20 protein-coding genes are annotated in these 16,995 nt (G+C 61.0%); 8 read left to right on the forward strand and 12 right to left on the reverse strand.

Features of this window, described 5'->3' with window-relative positions:
• The first annotated feature begins 12 nt into the window (after nt 1–12).
• Together JVX98_RS29055 and JVX98_RS29060 are read left to right on the forward strand one after the other, a co-directional pair.
• A complete protein-coding gene (locus JVX98_RS29055) occupies nt 13–456 on the forward strand; it encodes a GNAT family N-acetyltransferase (RefSeq protein WP_192449058.1) in 444 nt (147 codons plus the stop codon).
• A 21-nt stretch (nt 457–477) separates the two neighbouring features.
• Nucleotides 478–1,824, forward strand: coding sequence for an aspartate aminotransferase family protein (locus JVX98_RS29060; RefSeq protein ID WP_205239901.1), 1,347 nt, complete (start codon nt 478–480; stop codon nt 1,822–1,824).
• A gap of 63 nt (nt 1,825–1,887) precedes the next feature.
• Here the strand turns inward: JVX98_RS29060 and JVX98_RS29065 are convergent, their stop codons facing one another.
• Nucleotides 1,888–2,100 carry a hypothetical protein gene (locus tag JVX98_RS29065; RefSeq protein ID WP_205239902.1) on the reverse strand — a complete coding sequence of 71 codons (213 nt, stop codon included), beginning with the start codon at nt 2,098–2,100 and terminating at the stop codon, nt 1,888–1,890.
• Between the two features lie 292 nt (nt 2,101–2,392).
• Here JVX98_RS29065 and JVX98_RS29070 point away from each other — a divergent pair, with 292 nt between their 5' ends.
• The gene (locus tag JVX98_RS29070; RefSeq protein WP_205239903.1) at nt 2,393–2,923 is read left to right on the forward strand and encodes an NUDIX hydrolase; all 531 of its coding nucleotides are present in this window, start codon (nt 2,393–2,395) and stop codon (nt 2,921–2,923) included.
• A gap of 196 nt (nt 2,924–3,119) precedes the next feature.
• Entirely contained in the window at nt 3,120–3,341 is a 222-nt protein-coding gene (locus tag JVX98_RS29075) for a hypothetical protein (protein WP_205239904.1), read from the forward strand.
• A gap of 336 nt (nt 3,342–3,677) precedes the next feature.
• Here JVX98_RS29075 and JVX98_RS29080 read toward each other — a convergent pair whose 3' ends face one another.
• The 10 genes from JVX98_RS29080 to JVX98_RS29125 all read right to left on the reverse strand — a co-directional run bounded on the left by JVX98_RS29080 (nt 3,678) and on the right by JVX98_RS29125 (nt 13,209).
• A complete protein-coding gene (locus JVX98_RS29080) occupies nt 3,678–4,592 on the reverse strand; it encodes a TIM barrel protein (protein WP_205239905.1) in 915 nt (304 codons plus the stop codon).
• Nucleotides 4,593–4,619: 27 nt separating this feature from the next.
• Complete coding sequence (locus JVX98_RS29085; RefSeq protein ID WP_205239906.1) at nt 4,620–5,741, reverse strand: sn-glycerol-3-phosphate import ATP-binding protein UgpC; 1,122 nt, start codon at nt 5,739–5,741, stop codon at nt 4,620–4,622.
• Between the two features lie 42 nt (nt 5,742–5,783).
• The gene (locus tag JVX98_RS29090; RefSeq protein ID WP_205239907.1) at nt 5,784–6,671 is read right to left on the reverse strand and encodes an ABC transporter permease subunit; all 888 of its coding nucleotides are present in this window, start codon (nt 6,669–6,671) and stop codon (nt 5,784–5,786) included.
• A gap of 7 nt (nt 6,672–6,678) precedes the next feature.
• Nucleotides 6,679–7,569 (reverse strand): carbohydrate ABC transporter permease, encoded by an 891-nt coding sequence (locus tag JVX98_RS29095; protein WP_060521199.1) that lies wholly within the window; start codon nt 7,567–7,569, stop codon nt 6,679–6,681.
• 75 nt (nt 7,570–7,644) lie between these two features.
• Complete coding sequence (locus tag JVX98_RS29100) at nt 7,645–8,988, reverse strand: extracellular solute-binding protein (RefSeq protein WP_205239908.1); 1,344 nt, start codon at nt 8,986–8,988, stop codon at nt 7,645–7,647.
• Nucleotides 8,989–9,231: 243 nt separating this feature from the next.
• A complete protein-coding gene (locus tag JVX98_RS29105) occupies nt 9,232–9,729 on the reverse strand; it encodes a hypothetical protein (RefSeq protein ID WP_205239909.1) in 498 nt (165 codons plus the stop codon).
• A 160-nt stretch (nt 9,730–9,889) separates the two neighbouring features.
• Entirely contained in the window at nt 9,890–10,138 is a 249-nt protein-coding gene (locus JVX98_RS29110) for a hypothetical protein (RefSeq protein ID WP_192449068.1), read from the reverse strand.
• Nucleotides 10,139–10,333: 195 nt separating this feature from the next.
• Complete coding sequence (locus JVX98_RS29115; RefSeq protein ID WP_205239910.1) at nt 10,334–11,380, reverse strand: glutathione synthetase; 1,047 nt, start codon at nt 11,378–11,380, stop codon at nt 10,334–10,336.
• A 295-nt stretch (nt 11,381–11,675) separates the two neighbouring features.
• The gene (locus JVX98_RS29120; RefSeq protein ID WP_246765112.1) at nt 11,676–12,122 is read right to left on the reverse strand and encodes a GNAT family N-acetyltransferase; all 447 of its coding nucleotides are present in this window, start codon (nt 12,120–12,122) and stop codon (nt 11,676–11,678) included.
• Between the two features lie 301 nt (nt 12,123–12,423).
• Nucleotides 12,424–13,209 (reverse strand): L,D-transpeptidase, encoded by a 786-nt coding sequence (locus JVX98_RS29125; RefSeq protein WP_205239912.1) that lies wholly within the window; start codon nt 13,207–13,209, stop codon nt 12,424–12,426.
• A 289-nt stretch (nt 13,210–13,498) separates the two neighbouring features.
• Between JVX98_RS29125 and JVX98_RS29130 the strand changes: the two genes are divergently transcribed.
• Together JVX98_RS29130 and JVX98_RS29135 are read left to right on the forward strand one after the other, a co-directional pair.
• Nucleotides 13,499–13,774, forward strand: coding sequence for a hypothetical protein (locus JVX98_RS29130; RefSeq protein ID WP_246765113.1), 276 nt, complete (start codon nt 13,499–13,501; stop codon nt 13,772–13,774).
• Nucleotides 13,775–14,054: 280 nt separating this feature from the next.
• Nucleotides 14,055–14,789 (forward strand): hypothetical protein, encoded by a 735-nt coding sequence (locus tag JVX98_RS29135; protein ID WP_246765114.1) that lies wholly within the window; start codon nt 14,055–14,057, stop codon nt 14,787–14,789.
• A 3-nt stretch (nt 14,790–14,792) separates the two neighbouring features.
• On the opposite strand, the gene JVX98_RS29140 is transcribed toward JVX98_RS29135, so the two are convergent.
• The gene (locus JVX98_RS29140) at nt 14,793–15,905 is read right to left on the reverse strand and encodes a hypothetical protein (protein WP_205239913.1); all 1,113 of its coding nucleotides are present in this window, start codon (nt 15,903–15,905) and stop codon (nt 14,793–14,795) included.
• 130 nt (nt 15,906–16,035) lie between these two features.
• Between JVX98_RS29140 and JVX98_RS29145 the strand changes: the two genes are divergently transcribed.
• Both JVX98_RS29145 and JVX98_RS29150 read left to right on the forward strand, forming a co-directional pair.
• A complete protein-coding gene (locus JVX98_RS29145; protein WP_205239914.1) occupies nt 16,036–16,638 on the forward strand; it encodes an MSMEG_1061 family FMN-dependent PPOX-type flavoprotein in 603 nt (200 codons plus the stop codon).
• A 7-nt stretch (nt 16,639–16,645) separates the two neighbouring features.
• Nucleotides 16,646–16,966 (forward strand): 2Fe-2S iron-sulfur cluster-binding protein, encoded by a 321-nt coding sequence (locus tag JVX98_RS29150; protein WP_205239915.1) that lies wholly within the window; start codon nt 16,646–16,648, stop codon nt 16,964–16,966.
• Nucleotides 16,967–16,995: the final 29 nt, after the last annotated feature.

Here is a 16,995-nt window from a genome sequence, read left to right on the forward strand (position 1 = left end):
TCGGGGGTAACAATGGGCGATATCACGATCGTCGCCGTAACTGAGGGCGACAGGTCCGCGTGGAACGAACTGCATGCGGGGTTTGCCAGCTATTACGGCGTCGAACAGACCGACGAGATGCGCGATCGGGTGTGGGGCTGGATCAAGGACGGCCGGCTCGAATGCCGCCTTGCGCTCGACGGCGCTGGCCGCGCGATCGGCCTGACGCACTTTCGCGAATACATTCGGCCGTTATTCGCGGCGCGCGGCGGCTTTCTCGACGATCTGTTCGTTGCACCTGAGGCGCGCGGGAGCGGCGCTGCCGCCACGCTGATCCGTGCGGTTGCCGACATCGGGCGCGAACGCGGCTGGAACTCAATCCGTTGGATCACGCGCGACAACAATTATCGTGCACGAACGCTCTATGACCGGGTCGCGTCGCGTACCGATTGGATTACTTATGATATCACGCTTTGAAATTGCAGCAGGGAGACGCCGATGACCGCACAGCCAAATTCCACCGAAGCGCGGGACATGGCGTACCACCTCCATTCCTATACCAATCCCCGACGTCTGGAGCGTGAAGGGCCGATGGTGATCGAACGCGGGGAGGGCATCCACGTTTTCGACAACAGCGGCCAGCGCTATATCGAGGGCATGGCGGGGCTTTGGAGTGTCGCCGTCGGCTTCGGCGAGAAGCGGCTCGTCGAGGCCGCACGCAAACAGCTGAGCCAGCTGCCCTACTACCATACCTTCTCGCAGAAATCGCACGGCCCGGTCGCCGATCTCGCGGAGAAGCTGGTGTCTCTTGCGCCAGTGCCGATGTCCAAGGCCTATTTTGCCAATTCCGGTTCGGAGGCGAACGACACGGCGATCAAGCTCGTCTGGTATCGTTCCAACGCGCTCGGCAAACCCGAGAAGAAGAAGATCATCTCTCGGATCAAGGGCTATCACGGCGTGACGGCGCTGAGTGCGAGCCTGACCGGCCTGCCCAACAATCATCGTTCCTTTGATCTGCCGTTTCCCAACATCCTGCACACGACCTGCCCGCACTATCGCACGGGTGCGGAACCGGGACAGGACGAGCTTGCCTTCTCGCGTTGCTGCGCCGAGGAACTGGAGGCCATGATCCTGGAGGAGGGGCCGGAAACGATTGCCGCCTTCATCGGCGAGCCGGTGATGGGGGCGGGAGGCGTCATCGTACCGCCGGAAGGCTACTGGGCGGCCATCCAGGAAGTGCTCGACCGCTACGATATTCTGCTCATCGCCGACGAGGTGATCTGCGGGTTCGGCCGCACCGGCAACATGTTCGGCTCGGAAACCTATGGGCTGCGTCCCGATATCATGACGGTCTCCAAGCAGCTCTCCTCGTCCTATCAGCCGATCTCGGCGCTGATGATCAACGCGCGCGTCTACGAGCCTATTGCATCCGAGGCAGACCGGATCGGCACACTCGGCCATGGTTACACCGCAAGCGGCCATCCCGTCGCCGCTGCGGTTTCGCTGGAGAACCTGGCGATCATTGAGGAGCGCGATCTCGTCGGAAACGTGCGCCGGCTGGCACCACATTTTCTCGAGCGCCTCAACGCACTGGAGCGGCACCCCCTTGCAGTCGAAGCGCGCGGTGTCGGGCTGATCGGGGCCCTGGAGCTGGAGGCCGCCGACGGCGCGCCGACGGGGACGATGGGCGCTCGGGCCGCGGCTCTGTTGCAGAAGAACGGATTGATCTCCCGCAACATCGGCGACGCGATCGCCTTCTGCCCGCCCATGATCATCACCAAGGCGCAGGTCGACGAGATGTTCGATATCGTCGAGAAAAGCCTCAAGGAGCTATCGGGACTGTAGCGCGCCGGCGCCACGACTGAGGCGTGTATCTCGGCCCAGTTCCGGCTGGGGCGGGATGACACTCTAGTTGGAAACCTGGACCCTGACGGCATCGAACCGGCCCGCGACGAGATCCTTTCTGCTCATCGTCAGGACGATGGTGGCGACGTCGTCAAACATCCACCCCATCAGGTTCACGGCGCGACAAAATTGCCCATTGATGTGCTGGAAGGAAAGGGCGATGTGAAGGGTATGGATACGGAAACTTTCATCAGGATATCGCGGCTCATCGATCAAGCACGCTCCCTTACCCGGAGCCGGCTGCCCTGATCCTGTAACGCCGCCACAGCCCCCGCCGCTCCGGGAATCCACTGACCAACAGTGCGGTTCATGATTGACGGAGTGTACCCGTGCCCGCGTCTCCAACTCGCCCCGTTTGCATCGTTTGCAACCGGCATCTTCCCCTTTCTGCTCGCCGTTGCCCGTGGTGCAAGACGCACTGCGCCGCCGCCCGCCGCAACGCGTGCGCCGCGCGCGAACGGAGTGCGCGTCTGCCGGCTCTCTGCGCGTTTGGCAAAGGGAGCGGAAAATGACGGACACCAGGAACACTTGCGCCGCTGCGGAGGCCGCACCGGAAGAGATGCAGCAGGTCGGAGCTCTTCCCTGGCGCATCGCCAGGAATGGCGAGGCAAGGATATTGCTCGTCACGTCGCGCAGGAGCGGGCGGTGGATCGTGCCCAAGGGATGGCCAATGAAGGGCCTTGCGCCCCGTCAGACCGCATCGCGGGAAGCATTGGAGGAGGGCGGTGTCATCGGTGTCCTCTCCAAGGCGCCGGTGACGACCTATCGCTACATGAAACAATTGGACAACGGCGCAAGCGTTGTCTGCCGCGTGGCGGTGTTCGGACTGAACGTGCGCGGGACGCTGGTTGATTGGCGGGAAAAAGCGCAAAGGCAGCGGAGGTGGTTTTCGCTCGCAGCGGCGGCGGACACGCTTGATGACCGCGAACTTTCGGAGTTCGTGCGCACCCTGGATGCCGCGTCTGAATGTTTGGAAGCACCGACCGGCGCCGCCGGGAAGAAATCCTCGCTCGACGAGATCCTCATGTTGAGGCGTTAGGCCCGTGTCGACGTCCCCGTACCTCGAAACGTGGCGGCGACCAGTCAAGTCCGTCTGCAGCCATAGGGTCAGTCGCGCACGCTAATCGCCTGGCGCCACTACCTGCGACGGCAAGAGCGGCGCCAGGGCCTTCCTCAGCATTGATCCTTCAAAGGCCGACCTATCCGGCCAAATCCGCATACAGAGAGAATAAGCGATGAGCTTCAGATACAGTCATACTTTGCCGATCAGCGGCGCAAACAAGCTGCCCCGATTCAAACAGTGGGCCGCCGAGAACATCCCAGGGATCGCCTTGTCCCTTCCCCCGCAGGTTCCGGTCAAGAGTACCGCCTTGACGGTACGCCTCAGGTCAGTTGAGGATCGCGCTATGCTGGTGGCGAAGCTCGAAGGCGTGGATCTCGACAGGAAGACCAGCTAGTCCCCCTGTCGTTCACCGCGCGACCGGTGAGACGGTTGAGCCGGCGATCGAGACACTGGTCGCCGGTTCTATTCCTCGCATGAAAATGCTTGCGGAAGCCGAAGGAGGAATCTTCGGTCCCCGTTCACGTCACCGCCAGGAGACGACCTCATCGATATGGCTCAGTCGCAGGCGATGCCGGGCGGCTGAGAGGCGCAGACCAGAAGCACGGTGTGGGGGGCAAGTTGAGGCGCACGTCTTGTCGATCGTGCGCCTCGGTACCGTTTTGATCCTGTCGGCGTCTTTGCTTGCGACAAGCCGGAAGGACTATTCAGCCCCAGGGCGGTCGATGGCACGTTAAGCAGCGCGCCGAAGCCCCACACGCGCCGCCAGGCGCCTTGCGTGCTCCAGGGACGCCGGCTGCTGATCGGCAAAGCGCTCGGCGCCAATTTCCATGATCAGCGTCGTATCCGGAAGGAAGGTCAGTTCAGAGAAGATGTCATCCCAGGCAATGTCGCCCCAGCCGATCGGCAGATGCAGGTCACCGATGCCGAGCGCGGTCGCTTCTGCCGGATGATAAAAGCGGTTCATGGTATAGGGCAGGCCGAAGCTATCGTGCACATGCAGGTGACCGGTCATCGGGGCCATGGCCCTGAGTTCGTCGCGGAAATCGAGCCCGCGATGCGTGGCCTCGATATAGGCATGCGAGAAGTCGATGAGCGCGACGACGTTGTCGGAACCGATCGCCCGCACCGTTTCGGCAACCTGGCTCGGCGTCTGCCGGTATTGGCCGCTTTCCGTGGTGAAGATGTTCTCAAGTGCGATGCGAACGCCGTAACCTTTTGCGACGTCCGCCATCTCCGCAAGAGCGTCGCGTTCCATCTTGTCGAGGTCAGCGGCGCTCTCGCCGGCGGCAAGCTGTGCTGCGCCGGAGTGGTGGACGAGGATCCCTGCGCCAAGCCGGTCGCAGAGTTCAAGCATCGTCCTTACGACCTTCTTCTGCAGATGGTGGTGCTGGCGATCCATGAAATTGGAGACGATCTGGCCGTGCAGCGACAGCTTGTTGAACGTGTACTTCTTGGTGATCTCGGCGACGCGCTGGACACGGTCTTCGATGATACGACCGCCGCTGACGATCTCTTCGCCATAGATCCCGATCTCGCAGGCGTCGGCGCCCGTCTCGGCAACTTCACGGAGCGAGGCGTCAAGGCTCGAAAGATCGCCCTTGCCTGTCCGGTTGCAGAATCCCACGGCGGAAATGATGTCGTTCATTACGGTTCTCCTGATCTATGGAAGTGTTCAGACTGCTTGGAGTGTCGGTTGGCTGGCGGAACTGCTCACGGCGCGCGGCTCCAGATCGATCTCGATCCGGCGACCGGTTTCCTTGTCGAAGAGGTGGAGGTGCGCGAGCGGCAGCTTCAGGGTAACGCGATCACCCGACCGCACGCGCAGATGCTCGTCGACGGCGGCGGCGAAAGGATAGCCGTTCAGGTCCGAGTGAATGACGCGGCCGGAGCCGAGTTCCTCGATGAAATCCACCTTGATCGAGACGCCGTCCGGCGCAACGACGCATTGTTCCGGGCGAATGCCGACAGTGATCTGTCTTGCGCCCAGTCGCGTGGCAAGGCCCTTGTTGATCGGCATCTTCGTGCCGCCGAATGTGAGGCAAGCATTTTCAACATCGACGGTGGCGTCGAACAGGTTCATCGCCGGTGAGCCGATGAAGGATGCGACAAAGACGCTTGCCGGCCGGTGATAGACGTCGAGCGGCTGGCCCACCTGCTCGACCACGCCCCTGTTCATCACCACCAGCTTGTCAGCCAGCGTCATTGCTTCCACCTGGTCGTGTGTGACGAAGACAGACGTTGCTGCGAGACGCTGATGCAGCTTGCGGATTTCGGCCCGCATGGTGACGCGGAGCTTGGCGTCCAGGTTCGACAGCGGCTCGTCGAACAAGAACACGTTCGGCTCGCGAATGATCGCGCGCGCCATGGCGACGCGCTGCCGCTGGCCACCGGAAAGGGCGGCCGGCTTGCGATCGAGATAGTCGGAAAGCCCGACGATCTTGGCCGTTTCCTCGATCCGGCGGAGCCGCTCCGCCTTTGCGACGCCCGCCACCTTCAGCGCGTAGCCGATGTTTCCTGCAACGGTCATGTGCGGGTAGAGGGCGTAGTTCTGGAACACCATGGCGCAGCCGCGTTCGCGCGGTTCGAGCTTGTTCACAACTTTTCCGTTGATCGCGATCTCACCCGCGGTGATCTCCTCAAGCCCCGCGATCATCCGCAGAAGCGTCGATTTCCCGCAGCCGGACGGGCCGAGGATCACGACGAATTCTCCGGATGCGAAAGCGAGGTCGATGCCATGCAGGGTGGGGTTCTTGCCGTAGGATTTACGCACGGCGCGAATTGCGATGTCAGCCATGAGCGCGGACCTCTCTGTCTGTTCTGATTGGGGAAAGCGGGGTCATTTTTCCGTGGCCACGAGGCCGCGGACGAACCACCGCTGTAAGACGGCGACGACGACGAGCGGTGGCAGCATGATGATCAGTGATCCGGCGAGCGTCACATTCCAGTCCGGCGTGCCGTTGTCGGTGGGCAGGAGCGCTACCAGCGACATCATCGTGGTCTTGTATTGCGGGTCCGTCACCATCAGGAGCGGCCAGAGATACTGGTTCCAGCCGTAGACGAACATGATCGTCGTCAGTGCCAGCATGTTGGTGCGCGAGAGCGGAAGCAGCATATCGATGAAGAAGCGGATCGCGCCCGACCCGTCCATGCGCGCAGCCTCCGCCAGTTCGTCCGGCAGGGTCAGGTAGAACTGGCGATAGAGGAAGGTTCCGGTCGCCGTGGCGATCAGCGGCAAAGTGAGGCCGGCATAGGAATTGAGAAGGTTCCAATCGACGGAGACCTCGAAGCCGGTGACGGCGGAAATCAGCAAGCGGATCGGCTGGAACAGGTCGGCGGCGACGGCATAGGTCGGCACCACGCGTACTTCGAGCGGCAGCATCAGGGTGATGAACACCATCCAGAAGAAGAAGCCTTTCAAGGGTGTTCGGAAGAACACGATGGCAAAGGCCGTTAGCGCCGACAGCGCCACTTTGCCGACCGTGACGAGGCTTGCCATAACGAAGCTGTTCAGCATCGCCGTTCCGAGACTGGCGCGCGACCAGGCCGCACCCATGTTCTCCAACAGGCGATCCTGCGGCACGAAGCTGAAGGGTATGGCGTTGACCTGCTGGAAAGTCTGGCTGGCGCCCGACACGATGACGATGAAGGGACCGATCAAGAGCAGGAAGCCGAAGATCATCACGCCATAGGTCAGGGCGTTGGCAAAGGGTGTCCGCTGGATCATGGGAGCCTCACTTGTAATGGACCTGGCGCTCGATGAAGCGGAACTGGATGAAGGTGAAAATCATGATGAGGCCGATGAGCACGAGGCTCTGGGCTGACGCACCGGAGTAGTTCAGGCCGCGGAACGCCTCCTCGACGATGCGGTAGACCATCACGTCGGTGCCGTGGTTCGGGCCGCCATCGGTCGTGCGGGCGACGATGCCGTAGGTGTCGGCGCCGACGAAACCCTCGGTCATCATGATGACCAGCAGGAAGAAGAGCGTTGGCGCCAACAACGGGATCTGGATATCGACCGCGCGGCGGATCGGGCCGCAGCCGTCCATCGCGGCCGCCTCGATCAGCGAACGCGGAACCGACTGCAGGCCGGCAAGCAGGAAGATGAAGGTATAGCCCGCCCATTTCCAGGCAAAGACGACGATGACGAGGATGAGGGCGTGGCTGCCGTATTTGGCCGGGTTCCAGAAGTCAGGAAAGGCGGCGTTGACCGATGCCATCAGCCCGCGCTCCGGCGACAGGATGAAGCGGAAGGCCATGCCGGCTGCAGGCCCGGCAATCGCATAGGGCAGAATGTAGAGGAACCGGAACGGCGCCGAACCCGGCAGTTGCCGGTCGACCGCAAGGGCAAGGACAAGGCCGATGAAAATGGTGGCAAGCGTGCCGCAAAGGGCAAATGCCAGGCTGACGCCGACCGAGTTCCAATAGAGCGGATCGGCAAACACTTCCTGGAAGTTTGCCAAGCCGACGAACTCTGCCGCCCCGCCGAACGGCGGCTCCAGCGTGAAGGCCCATCGCAACACGGCGACCGCTGGCCAGTAGAAGAAGAGCAGGATCAAAATGATCTGCGGCAGGGCGAATAGGCTCGGTAGCCACCAGCTGCGAAAGGCCGCGCGCTTGTCCATATGTCGAAATTCCAATGCGCAAGAAGAGCGATCGGAGCCCGCCGATATCGCGGCAGGCTCCGGGCGGATCGGATCTTAGTTCAGCGTCTGTCCGGCGTAGGTCTTCTCGAAGCGGCGCAGAACGGCGTTGCCGCGTTCGACCGTCTTGTCGAGCTCGGCCTGTACGTCTGCGTTCTGCATGAAAATCGCTTCGAGGGCGGTTGCGAATTCCTTGCGGATCTGCGTGAAGCCGCCGAGGCGAATGCCGCGGGTGTTTTCCGAGGTCGGGGTGAAGGACAGGCTCTGGATGGCGAGTTCGCGGCCCTTGTAGGGAGCCTTGTCATAGAAGCCATTCGCCTTCATGGCGTCGAAACCGGTCTTGGTCACCGGGATGTAGCCCGTCACCGTCGACCACCATTCGGCCATTTCCGGCGTCGCAAGGTAGTTGAGGAAGGCGGCCGCGCCCTTGTATTCGGCTTCCGGGCGACCGGCGAGCACCCAAAGCGAGGCGCCGCCGACGAGCGAGTTCTGCCGCTCGGTGCCCTTCCACACCGGCAACATGGCGACTTCCCACTTCACACCCTCAGGAAGGGTCTTGCCGATGGTGCCGTGGTCGGCGACCGAGGTCTGGATCATCTGGCAGGTCTGGGAGGTGAAGGCCGGGACGATGTCCATGCCGAGCTGCTTGGTCTTGACGACGAAGAGCTTCTCGTCGGCCATTTTCTTGAAGAACTTCACATGGTCGACGAACTTGGTCTTGTTGACGACAAGCTCGGCGTTGAGGCCATTGTAACCATTCGCCTGGGTGGCGATCGGCTGGTTATGGATGGCCGAGAACTGCTCCATCAGCGGCCAGGTGTCGAAGTTGAACGCCAGCGGGCATTCGAAACCGGCCGTCTTCAGCTTGCGGGCCGCTTCCTCGACCTGCTCCCAGGTGTCCGGCTTGAATTCGATGCCGGCCTTCTGGAAGGCGTCGACGTTGTAGTAGAACATCGCGGTGGAGGAGTTGAACGGGAAGGAGTTCAGTTCGCCCTTTGCGGTGGCGTAGTAATTGGCGATGCCGCCGAAATAGTTGTTCCAGTCGATCGTATAGCCGTTGTCGGCCATCAGCTTCTTGGCGGGCACGAAGGCACCGGACAGCATCATGTCGAGCGTGCCGGCATCATAGATCTGGGTGATCGCCGGCTGCTTCTTGGCGCGGTAGGCGGCAATCGTGTTCTGCAGGGTCGTGTCGTAACCGTTTTGCGAGGTGCAGACGATCTCGAATTCCGACTGGCTGTCGTTGAACTTCTTGCAGGCATCCTGGACGCGTTCGCCAAGGTCGCCCGAAAGGCCGTACCAGAATTCGAATTTCGTCTTTTCGGCGGCCGCGGCCGACGTGCCGAACGCGACGCTCGCCATCAGGCCGAGGAATACGGAAGTAGTGACGGAGACTCTCATTAGCAAAACGCTCCTTGCAGGATGGCGGACACCAGGATCGGTGGCACGATGAAGCCGGGGCGCTTGCTAACAGTTGCGTGTGACAGTCCGTGACAATCTGCATGATGATAAAATGAAAGTTTCGTAACACTGGCGCGAGACAGGCAGGCCAACCAATCTCCCTTGACCCTGGCCGACCGGAAGGGCCCGAAAACCAGCTTGGTTCGCAATAGGAGTAAGTGGGGCGGAAAAAGAGGCGCGGCCTCAGTCAACCTTCGCTGCCACCTCCGACAGGTATGCGTCGTAGCCGAACAACAGGTCATGGCTCAGGTCCTTGCCGTCGAACCGCGCAATAAAGTCTTCAAGGTCGGCCTGACGTGAGAAGCCCATGGCCACGGCAGACATGCTTTCGATGTCGCCCTCTTCGTCCTCGTAAGTCGCGCTCATCTCCAGGGCGCCCAACCGATCGAAGTTCGCTTGCATGTGGAATGAAAGCCAGACCAGATATTCAAGCGGGTAGCCGGGATTCCTGCCGTATGTCACCACAAAGGGATAGGCTGAACGGAACCGGCTGGCCAGAGCTTCACCATCGGTTGCAAAGACGAGCAGATCGCTATCCTCATCGAGGTCGTGAAGTTCGATGGTCAAATCATGTTTGCGCAATGCGACGTAGCCGCCAAGTCGGTCCCACGGCAAGGACGTCAAGATGATCTCGCGCCATCGCGTGACGGCGACATCGAGATCGGTGCGGACCAAAAACATGAAGGATCCCTGCAGCGTCGTGGCACAATCGAGAGCTTTCAGCTTTGCACAGTGCACGCTGTAGTCAATGGATATTAGCGTCGCCTAAATTCATGGTAAGGAGGAAGTTATCGTGATTTGAGAGGCGCCGGCGAAACATCAGCCTCGCCGGCTGGCCGGTTTATCGCCAGTATCCCCGCCCGGTGTCGACCGATGATCGTCCCACGACGTAGCCGATGGTAAAGGCGAGGGCGCCGATCAGCAAGCTGAGGGTGGTCGCGGTGTGAGGATGTTGTGCCGCGGCGGTCGCCACGGCGGTCGTTTCCCTCTTCACTGCGTCGCTGGCTGTCTGTGCAGCTTTGCGCATACCGGCAAGGGGTTCTTCGGGTGTGCCTGTAAAGCCCGCTTTCAGATCGTCGTCTTTGGCCATCGCTTTCATCTCCTTTGGCGTATGAAGGAGAAACCGAGCACGGCGCCATCGGTTCCGACGCCCCGGGTACGATTTTGGTCAATGCAGCCATCCGGTCGCGACTACCTCCGGGGCAGTCACAGCTAGCCGCCGGCAAAATAGCCCGTCAATTGCGCTTTGGCGTGGATCATGCGCCCAGAATTCCTCGGCAAAGTCCTAGTGGGTCGACAGGATACGGTTGCTCAACGATCCGCTGTAGGTCTTCCTGGTCGCAACTTTGTTTTCCAGCGAGGCAAGGATGTCTTCGCAGAAGTCGACGTCGTAGAGTTCACGAATGGTCTGGAGACCGCCGGGCGTGAACACGTTTATCTCGAGCAGCTTGTCGCCGACGATATCGAGGCCGACCAGAAACATGCCATCTTCGACAAGCTTGGGGCGCAGCGTCTCGGCGATCGCCAGCATTTCCTTTGTGACCTGCGCCCGTTTTGGGGTCCCGCGCGCGTGGATGTTGGAACGCACGTCGCCCTTCGCGGGGACGCGCCTGAATGCAGCGTATACGCCGCCACGCTGCAAGGGGCGTCCGTTCATGAGAAACAATCGGGTATCGCCTTCGGACGCTTTTGGAAGGTAACACTGCGCAATGAGATAGCCGACCTCACCGACGGCATCGATGATTTGATTGAGATTGGACTCGGTGCTGCTTCCAACCCGAAAAACGTTCTTTCCGCCGGATCCCTGCAGCGGTTTGATGATCACACCGTCCGAATGGTCGTCGATAAACGTTCTGATCTCCTCTATGTCCTTGGAAATCAAAGTGGTCGGACGAACGATGGCCGGGAAATCCTGGAAATAGAGTTTGTCTTGTGCCAGGGCCAGGCCACAGGGGTCGTTGACGACGATCGTGCCTCGCTCAGCGGCCAGCCGACCGAAATTCGCGCCGGCATGCGCTGCCCAGGGGCGACTATCGGCATCCAGCGAGGGGTCGTTCCGTAAGAACAGGACATCCACCTCCTCGACATTGACAAGGTTTCTTTGCTGTTCGGGAGCGATCAGAGCACGCAGCAGTGTTTCGGATTTCTTGGGGCGCGCGTCGCCAAGATTTGCTGCGCGGATCATTAATGCGTCGTCGGGGCCAAGGATGAAATCACCCGGCGTTACATAGAGCACGTCGTGGCCGCGAGCGAGCGCGGCAAGCGCCAAAGACGTTGTCGTATAGGAAGGCTTTTCGGTCTCGATCGCGTTGACAAGGAAGGCGATGCGCATAGGGGCTCCTACCTGGAAGGGGGTGCCGCCGACCACGCCTGGCAGCAAGAATTTGCCCTGAAGGCGTTGGAGCCAGCGACAACCGTCGTCGATGCGCAGGAGAAACGGAAGCACAGTGCGATCGGTTCCGAAGCGACCGACGCTCCTCACTGTCGATGTTCTGGTGCCCAGGACGCGCGCCCCTTTTTCCGGTCAGCCGCAAGCGAACGGGCTTTCGCATTCCTTTTACGTTCGGTCGTTCGGAGGTCGAGTTGAGGAGGTCGGCTTGCCCAAACCGCGAGCAGATGCCACCTGATCAAGCCTTATCGTCCAGCGCCATCTCGACCATCGTCGGACGAAAGCCTGCGGTTGCGAACAGCCGTTGCGCTGCCTCGTTCCTGTGCGCGGTGGAAAGCACGACCAGGCCAGCCCCTCGCTTTCGCAACTCTGCAACGGCCGCGTCGAGCAACATGCGGCCGATGCCTTGGTTCCGACGTTCGGGATCCACGAAAAGGTCGTGAACGACGCCGGCCGGCCCTCGGAGCGCCATGTAGTCGTATCCCTCGCGAGAGGCATAGGCATATCCGACGATTGCATTTTCCTGCTCGGCTGTGAGGACCACGACATCCGGCTCTTCAAGCTGACTGTGCAGCCATCGGCCATAGGAAGCCTTCGTGCCGGCTCCCGCCGCGATGAAGCGCGTGGGGTCCCATTGATGATGGAGTGCCGTCAGTTGCGTGCCAAACGCGCCAAGCGCGGGCATGTCATCCTGTCGGGCGGCTCTAATCGTAATTGGTGACGGCATGTCGCGGCATGATCCAGCTGTCGGTCGCGCCGTGACGTCGATCAGTCCGGCCCGCCGACCTTGTATCTTAAATGATGGGCGCCGTGGCTCAACTGTGCAGGTGCGATGAAGGAGCCGTATCTTTCCCGCCGAGTCTTCTTTGTTCCATTTCGCACGCGATCAGCCCGTCGAGGAGGCGTGGTCCGGCGCGTCAGGTCGAGCGTTTGATTTTGCCAGGGCCGTCGTCGCTCTCAGCCCCTGTTTCACGCGGCGTATCGCCTTATGCCACCACAATCGGGACTTTGATCGGCGACGCCTTGACCCGGTTGTACAAATCGACGACGTCCTGGTTCATCATGCGCACGCAACCGGAAGACGCCTGCGTGCCGATGGTCCACCACTCCGGTGAGCCGTGCACGCGATAGCCGGTGTCCTGGCCGTCCTTGAAGATGTAATGTGCCCGGGCTCCGAGTGGGTTGTCGAGGCCACCCGGCTGGCCGTTCGTCCATTTCACCAGCTCAGGCTTGCGCGCGATCATCTCCCTGGGCGGCGTCCAGGTCGGCCACACCTTCGTGTACTGGATCTCCGCACGGCCGCTCCACTCGAAGCCGGCCTTGCCGATGCCGACACCGTAGCGGACCGCTTCGCCACCGTCCTGCACCCAATAGAGATGCCGCTCATTGAGCCGCACCACGATTGTGCCCGGCGCCTCACCGGTGGGATCGCGAACGATCTGACGACGGAATTCCGGTTTGACCTTCTGGAACGAAATGGCCGGGATGACGAAGCCGTTGTCGGCCAGCGACGCATACATCGTGCTGTTGTCGGTGATGTTGCTGTCGACGCTGATCGGTGGAATTGCCCCTGTCGACATGGTGTCAACACCCATAGGCGACATACGACCGGACGGCTCGAGCGATGGGAGTTCGAGGGCCTGCGAGCACCCGGACGCACCCAGCAGCGTCATGATACCGAGGTTCGAAAGCAGGGCGCGGCGGGAGACGACGTAGCCGGGCTCCGAAATGGTCGCACCGGAGGACAGCTTCTGATCTTGCGGCTTACGCATGCACTTTTACCCCAGACGAACGTCGGCATCATGCCTCCGGATGGGCTCAGTTTCACGAGTCATGGTTAAAAAGACGTGAAGGAGCTGCCGGTCGCGCGCCATCTTGGGACAATCGACGAAGCTCTCCGGGGCATGCAGAGAGTGCTCTGACTGATTTCAGGAGGAGCGCTTCCGAGGCGACGCCACCCCTAAAAATCTACAGAGCGCTGGACATGTTGCTATAACTTGACTGGCGCGCTCATGAAAACGAAGTTGGCCCGGACTTTCCGGCCTTTCGATGGAGCGTTTCATGTCAAGCCGCCTCAAGACATTCACTGCACTCGCACTGCTCCTATCGGCGCTCCTGCCGGGAGCGGCGTCGGCCGAAACGGCCTTCCTCGATCATCGCGGCAAGACGATCACGTTCGCAAAACCGCCGGAACGTGTCGTGACGATCGTCCGTTCGGCGCCGATCATCTATCGTGCCGTGGACGGAAAGGCCGATCGCATCGTCGGCATGAACAAGGATTCGCTGGTGCGATACTTCACTAGCGGCATCTATGCCGAGATGCTTCCGGCAACGTGACGCCCAACGCCGCAAAGCGGATCGCCTACATCCACTGGGGCAACAGTTGACAGCTGCGAAGCTTCCAGGACTTCAACCACTATATCGACGACCTCATCTATATCCACGACCTGCCTCGGTTTGACCTTTCGACCTACGCCGCGGTCATCATGCCGGATGCGATGGATGCAGCCGCGCCGGTCCCGCACCGACAGCACCTGAATGCCTATCTGAAGGGTGGCGGCGTTCTCGTCGTCAGTCTGCAGGGGCATGCCGACTGGCTAGAGATTCCTGGCCTTGAATGGACGCCGGGAAACTGCCGCTCCTTCAGTCCTTCTATCCCTGGCTCAACCGTGAACTCGGCATTAAGCGCCCGTCGAACAATCGCTTCACCTACCTGCAGTGCTCGCATGTGCCCTCGGAGTGGCATCCCGCCTGGATCGAGAAAAGTCTCGAACGTGCCGGTTTTGAGACCTCGTTTTCGCCGCTTTACGAACTCGGGCCCGAACTCCTGGAAAAGACGGACACGCTCTATGTTCCGAGCAGCCACGACGAGTTCTTCCTGAAAAGCCGGTCCGACGATCTCCTTGCGTTCCTCGCCCGTGGCGGAAACCTCGTCATCTGCGCCGAGCCGTGCCAGCCATGGCTGCCGTTCATGGCCCCCTTCCATGCGGTCTCGCCACGCCCGTTCACCAACATCAAGGTACGGGTGCGCAACGACCGGTTCGGCATCTTTGCCGATCTCGGTGGCGACTTCGATGGCTGGGAAGGCATATTCGGGCAATATGCGAGAGGTTGGAGCGATCCGCCCCCCGGAGCGATCTGGCTGACCGATGTCGGACCGGAGGGCGACCCGAAGCCTGCGGACTGGCCGTGGCAGTATCCGACGACGACGACGGGGCGTGGAGGTTATGTCTTCATGCACAATGGCGACAACATGACCCGCTACCCGGATCGTGGCCCCAAAAAGGAGGCGCTGGTCGCCAATGTCTGCCTGGCGCTTCGCAGGCTCTCCATAGGCGAGTTGCTGTTCTAACGCCTACCGGGAGAAGACGCCGTCCATCCAGAAAGGCAACTCGACCGTTGCCTCCGTGTCCGACCAAATGCTCAGGTTCTCGCGCGAAACGCCGATGTCGGAAACGGCACGCCAGCCATCGGGCAGGCGGATGGCACCGAATGCAAAGCCGATGGCGACTTCCCCGTCCGGCACAAGCTCGATTGCCGTCGGGTAACCCCGCTTGTTCAGCCAGTTCGGTCGGCTGCTTGCCTCGCGACCGTAGCCGAAGAAAGTGCATCCTTCCTCCAGTCCCAGCACGCCCCGATGCCGGCCCGAGAAGGGCTCGTAGTGACGTCCCCCGTTGCTCATCCAGAGCATCGAGAATGGCAAGGCCCGCGGGTTCCTGACGGAGAAAAACAAGAATCCGTCATCACGCGCCGACACTGCGGTCCATCCCACGGTCGAGTTCGGCTCCTCCGCGAGGATCAGGAAATCCTCGGAATCGGGCGGACCCGGCTGAACGCTCAGGTCCACCGCGCCGCCTCCCTCCAGTCGCACGCTTGTCAGATCGACAAACTCTTGAGGGTACATAAGTGCCGAGTTTCCGCATTGCGGGTCGGTTTCCACGGCATGTTCGGGCGTTGCCCCGAAAGCTTTCGGCGAGAAGCTCAGAGATGCTTCTCCCGTTATCCGGACCATTGGATGGTGTGCGACGGGAAGCATGCCGAAGCCCCCGACGAAACGATGACGCTGATAGACAATCGGCTGGTCGGGCTTGAGCGTCAGCTCCTTGAATACAGCGGCGCCAGCAACCTGGCCGTCGAGCCGGAAGATCGCTGTAACCGTGCCGTCGGCATCTGTCCGGCAGCTCTCTTCCAGCCAGACCCCGTTGGCGGTCAAGCCGTGTTCGACGGTACCGCTGACGTCATCGTGCCCGAACGGCGCGCAGAAGAAATCACCGGAAAGACTGGCGAGGCTTTGGCCCATGGCTGCGGGTACACGTTCCGGCCGGCCCCCATTGTCCTCGCCTGTGCGCCAGGGCGCACGGTGCATCGGTCGTATCCGGTCGGCCCCCCTCCCAAAGGCGACTTCCTCCAGATGCCCGCCCTGCGGGTTGAACGTTACCTTCGCGCTGTTGGTTTCGATGACATGCATTATCCGCTCCATTGGCCGGGAGTTGGTCTTCGGCGACCATATCGAGCGCATAATAATAAAACAATTGTTTTTCTTTATTGACGAGGCGTCGGTTTTTTGACACTCCTTGCGCTCAAGGGGAGGGCAAGGCATGCGCTCAATTGACCAAACTGAACTGCGACAGATTTTTCCCGCGCCCGAGGCGTTGGTTGTCAGCAAACAACTCACCCGGCTCGACAAACACTGTCTTCAATTTCTCTCGCTGTCTCCGTTCGCCTTGATCGGCACGCGCAGCCAGGCGGGTGGAGACGTATCGCCACGCGGGGATCCAAGGGGGTTCGTCCACGTGTTGGATGAAAACACGTTCCTTATCCCCGACCGCCCTGGCAACAACCGGCTCGACACCATGGAAAACATCCTGGCTGATCCCGTGGTCGGATGCCTGTTTCTTGTGCCTGGCCTGGGCGAGATCCTTCGCGTCAACGGCGTTGCCGACATCGTGGCCGGCGGCGCGCTCGAAGCCCTTTCCATTCAGGGCAGGGCGCCGCGCGTGGCGATCCGGGTGCATGTCAGGGAAGTGTTCTTTCACTGCTCCAAGGCGGTCATCCGCTCGAAACTCTGGAATCCGGCAACCTTTGCAACGCGCGAAGATTTTCCGCCACTCGGTGAGATCCTAGCGGATCAGATTGCCGGTCTCGACAAGGAAGAGATGGTGGAAAAGATCCGCGTCGGCGATCAACGAACACTTTACTGAGGCGCCAATGATCGAAGTGAAATTCATCCAATCGAACGGTGAGCAATGCGTCGTGCTCACCGAGCCCGTGGGCAGCCTCATGCAATTGGCGCTGGCCAACAATGTCGGGAGCATCCTTGGAGACTGTGGTGGAACATGCGGTTGCGGGACGTGCCAGGTTCATGTCGACGAGCACTGGATGGCAAGGCTCCCATCGATCGCTGACGATGAAGCCGACATGCTGTCATTGTCGGAAAACCTCACGCCGCAAAGCCGACTTGCCTGCCAGATCAAGTTGAAGCCCGACCTGGACGGGCTGACCGTGCGTGTCCCCGAAGTGCAGGGATAACCAGGAACGATCGTCGAGCTTTTGGCTCA

Source organism: Ensifer sp. PDNC004 (genome assembly GCF_016919405.1).
GTDB lineage: Bacteria > Pseudomonadota > Alphaproteobacteria > Rhizobiales > Rhizobiaceae > Ensifer.

Bases quoted from the DNA above. Each gene is read 5' to 3' on its own strand.
- JVX98_RS29115 (WP_205239910.1), bottom strand. From the start codon at position 11,380: ATGCGCATCGCCTTCCTTGTCAACGCGATCGAGACCGAAAAGCCTTCC.
- JVX98_RS29145 (WP_205239914.1), top strand. From the start codon at position 16,036: ATGCGCTCAATTGACCAAACTGAACTGCGACAGATTTTTCCCGCGCCC.
- JVX98_RS29085 (WP_205239906.1), bottom strand. From the start codon at position 5,741: ATGGCTGACATCGCAATTCGCGCCGTGCGTAAATCCTACGGCAAGAAC.
- JVX98_RS29090 (WP_205239907.1), bottom strand. From the start codon at position 6,671: ATGATCCAGCGGACACCCTTTGCCAACGCCCTGACCTATGGCGTGATG.
- JVX98_RS29080 (WP_205239905.1), bottom strand. From the start codon at position 4,592: ATGAACGACATCATTTCCGCCGTGGGATTCTGCAACCGGACAGGCAAG.
- JVX98_RS29125 (WP_205239912.1), bottom strand. From the start codon at position 13,209: ATGCGTAAGCCGCAAGATCAGAAGCTGTCCTCCGGTGCGACCATTTCG.
- JVX98_RS29055 (WP_192449058.1), top strand. From the start codon at position 13: ATGGGCGATATCACGATCGTCGCCGTAACTGAGGGCGACAGGTCCGCG.
- JVX98_RS29140 (WP_205239913.1), bottom strand. From the start codon at position 15,905: ATGCATGTCATCGAAACCAACAGCGCGAAGGTAACGTTCAACCCGCAG.
- JVX98_RS29100 (WP_205239908.1), bottom strand. From the start codon at position 8,988: ATGAGAGTCTCCGTCACTACTTCCGTATTCCTCGGCCTGATGGCGAGC.
- JVX98_RS29150 (WP_205239915.1), top strand. From the start codon at position 16,646: ATGATCGAAGTGAAATTCATCCAATCGAACGGTGAGCAATGCGTCGTG.
- JVX98_RS29095 (WP_060521199.1), bottom strand. From the start codon at position 7,569: ATGGACAAGCGCGCGGCCTTTCGCAGCTGGTGGCTACCGAGCCTATTC.
- JVX98_RS29105 (WP_205239909.1), bottom strand. From the start codon at position 9,729: ATGTTTTTGGTCCGCACCGATCTCGATGTCGCCGTCACGCGATGGCGC.
- JVX98_RS29135 (WP_246765114.1), top strand. From the start codon at position 14,055: ATGGACGCCGGGAAACTGCCGCTCCTTCAGTCCTTCTATCCCTGGCTC.
- JVX98_RS29070 (WP_205239903.1), top strand. From the start codon at position 2,393: ATGACGGACACCAGGAACACTTGCGCCGCTGCGGAGGCCGCACCGGAA.
- JVX98_RS29130 (WP_246765113.1), top strand. From the start codon at position 13,499: ATGTCAAGCCGCCTCAAGACATTCACTGCACTCGCACTGCTCCTATCG.
- JVX98_RS29060 (WP_205239901.1), top strand. From the start codon at position 478: ATGACCGCACAGCCAAATTCCACCGAAGCGCGGGACATGGCGTACCAC.
- JVX98_RS29075 (WP_205239904.1), top strand. From the start codon at position 3,120: ATGAGCTTCAGATACAGTCATACTTTGCCGATCAGCGGCGCAAACAAG.
- JVX98_RS29110 (WP_192449068.1), bottom strand. From the start codon at position 10,138: ATGGCCAAAGACGACGATCTGAAAGCGGGCTTTACAGGCACACCCGAA.
- JVX98_RS29120 (WP_246765112.1), bottom strand. From the start codon at position 12,122: ATGCCCGCGCTTGGCGCGTTTGGCACGCAACTGACGGCACTCCATCAT.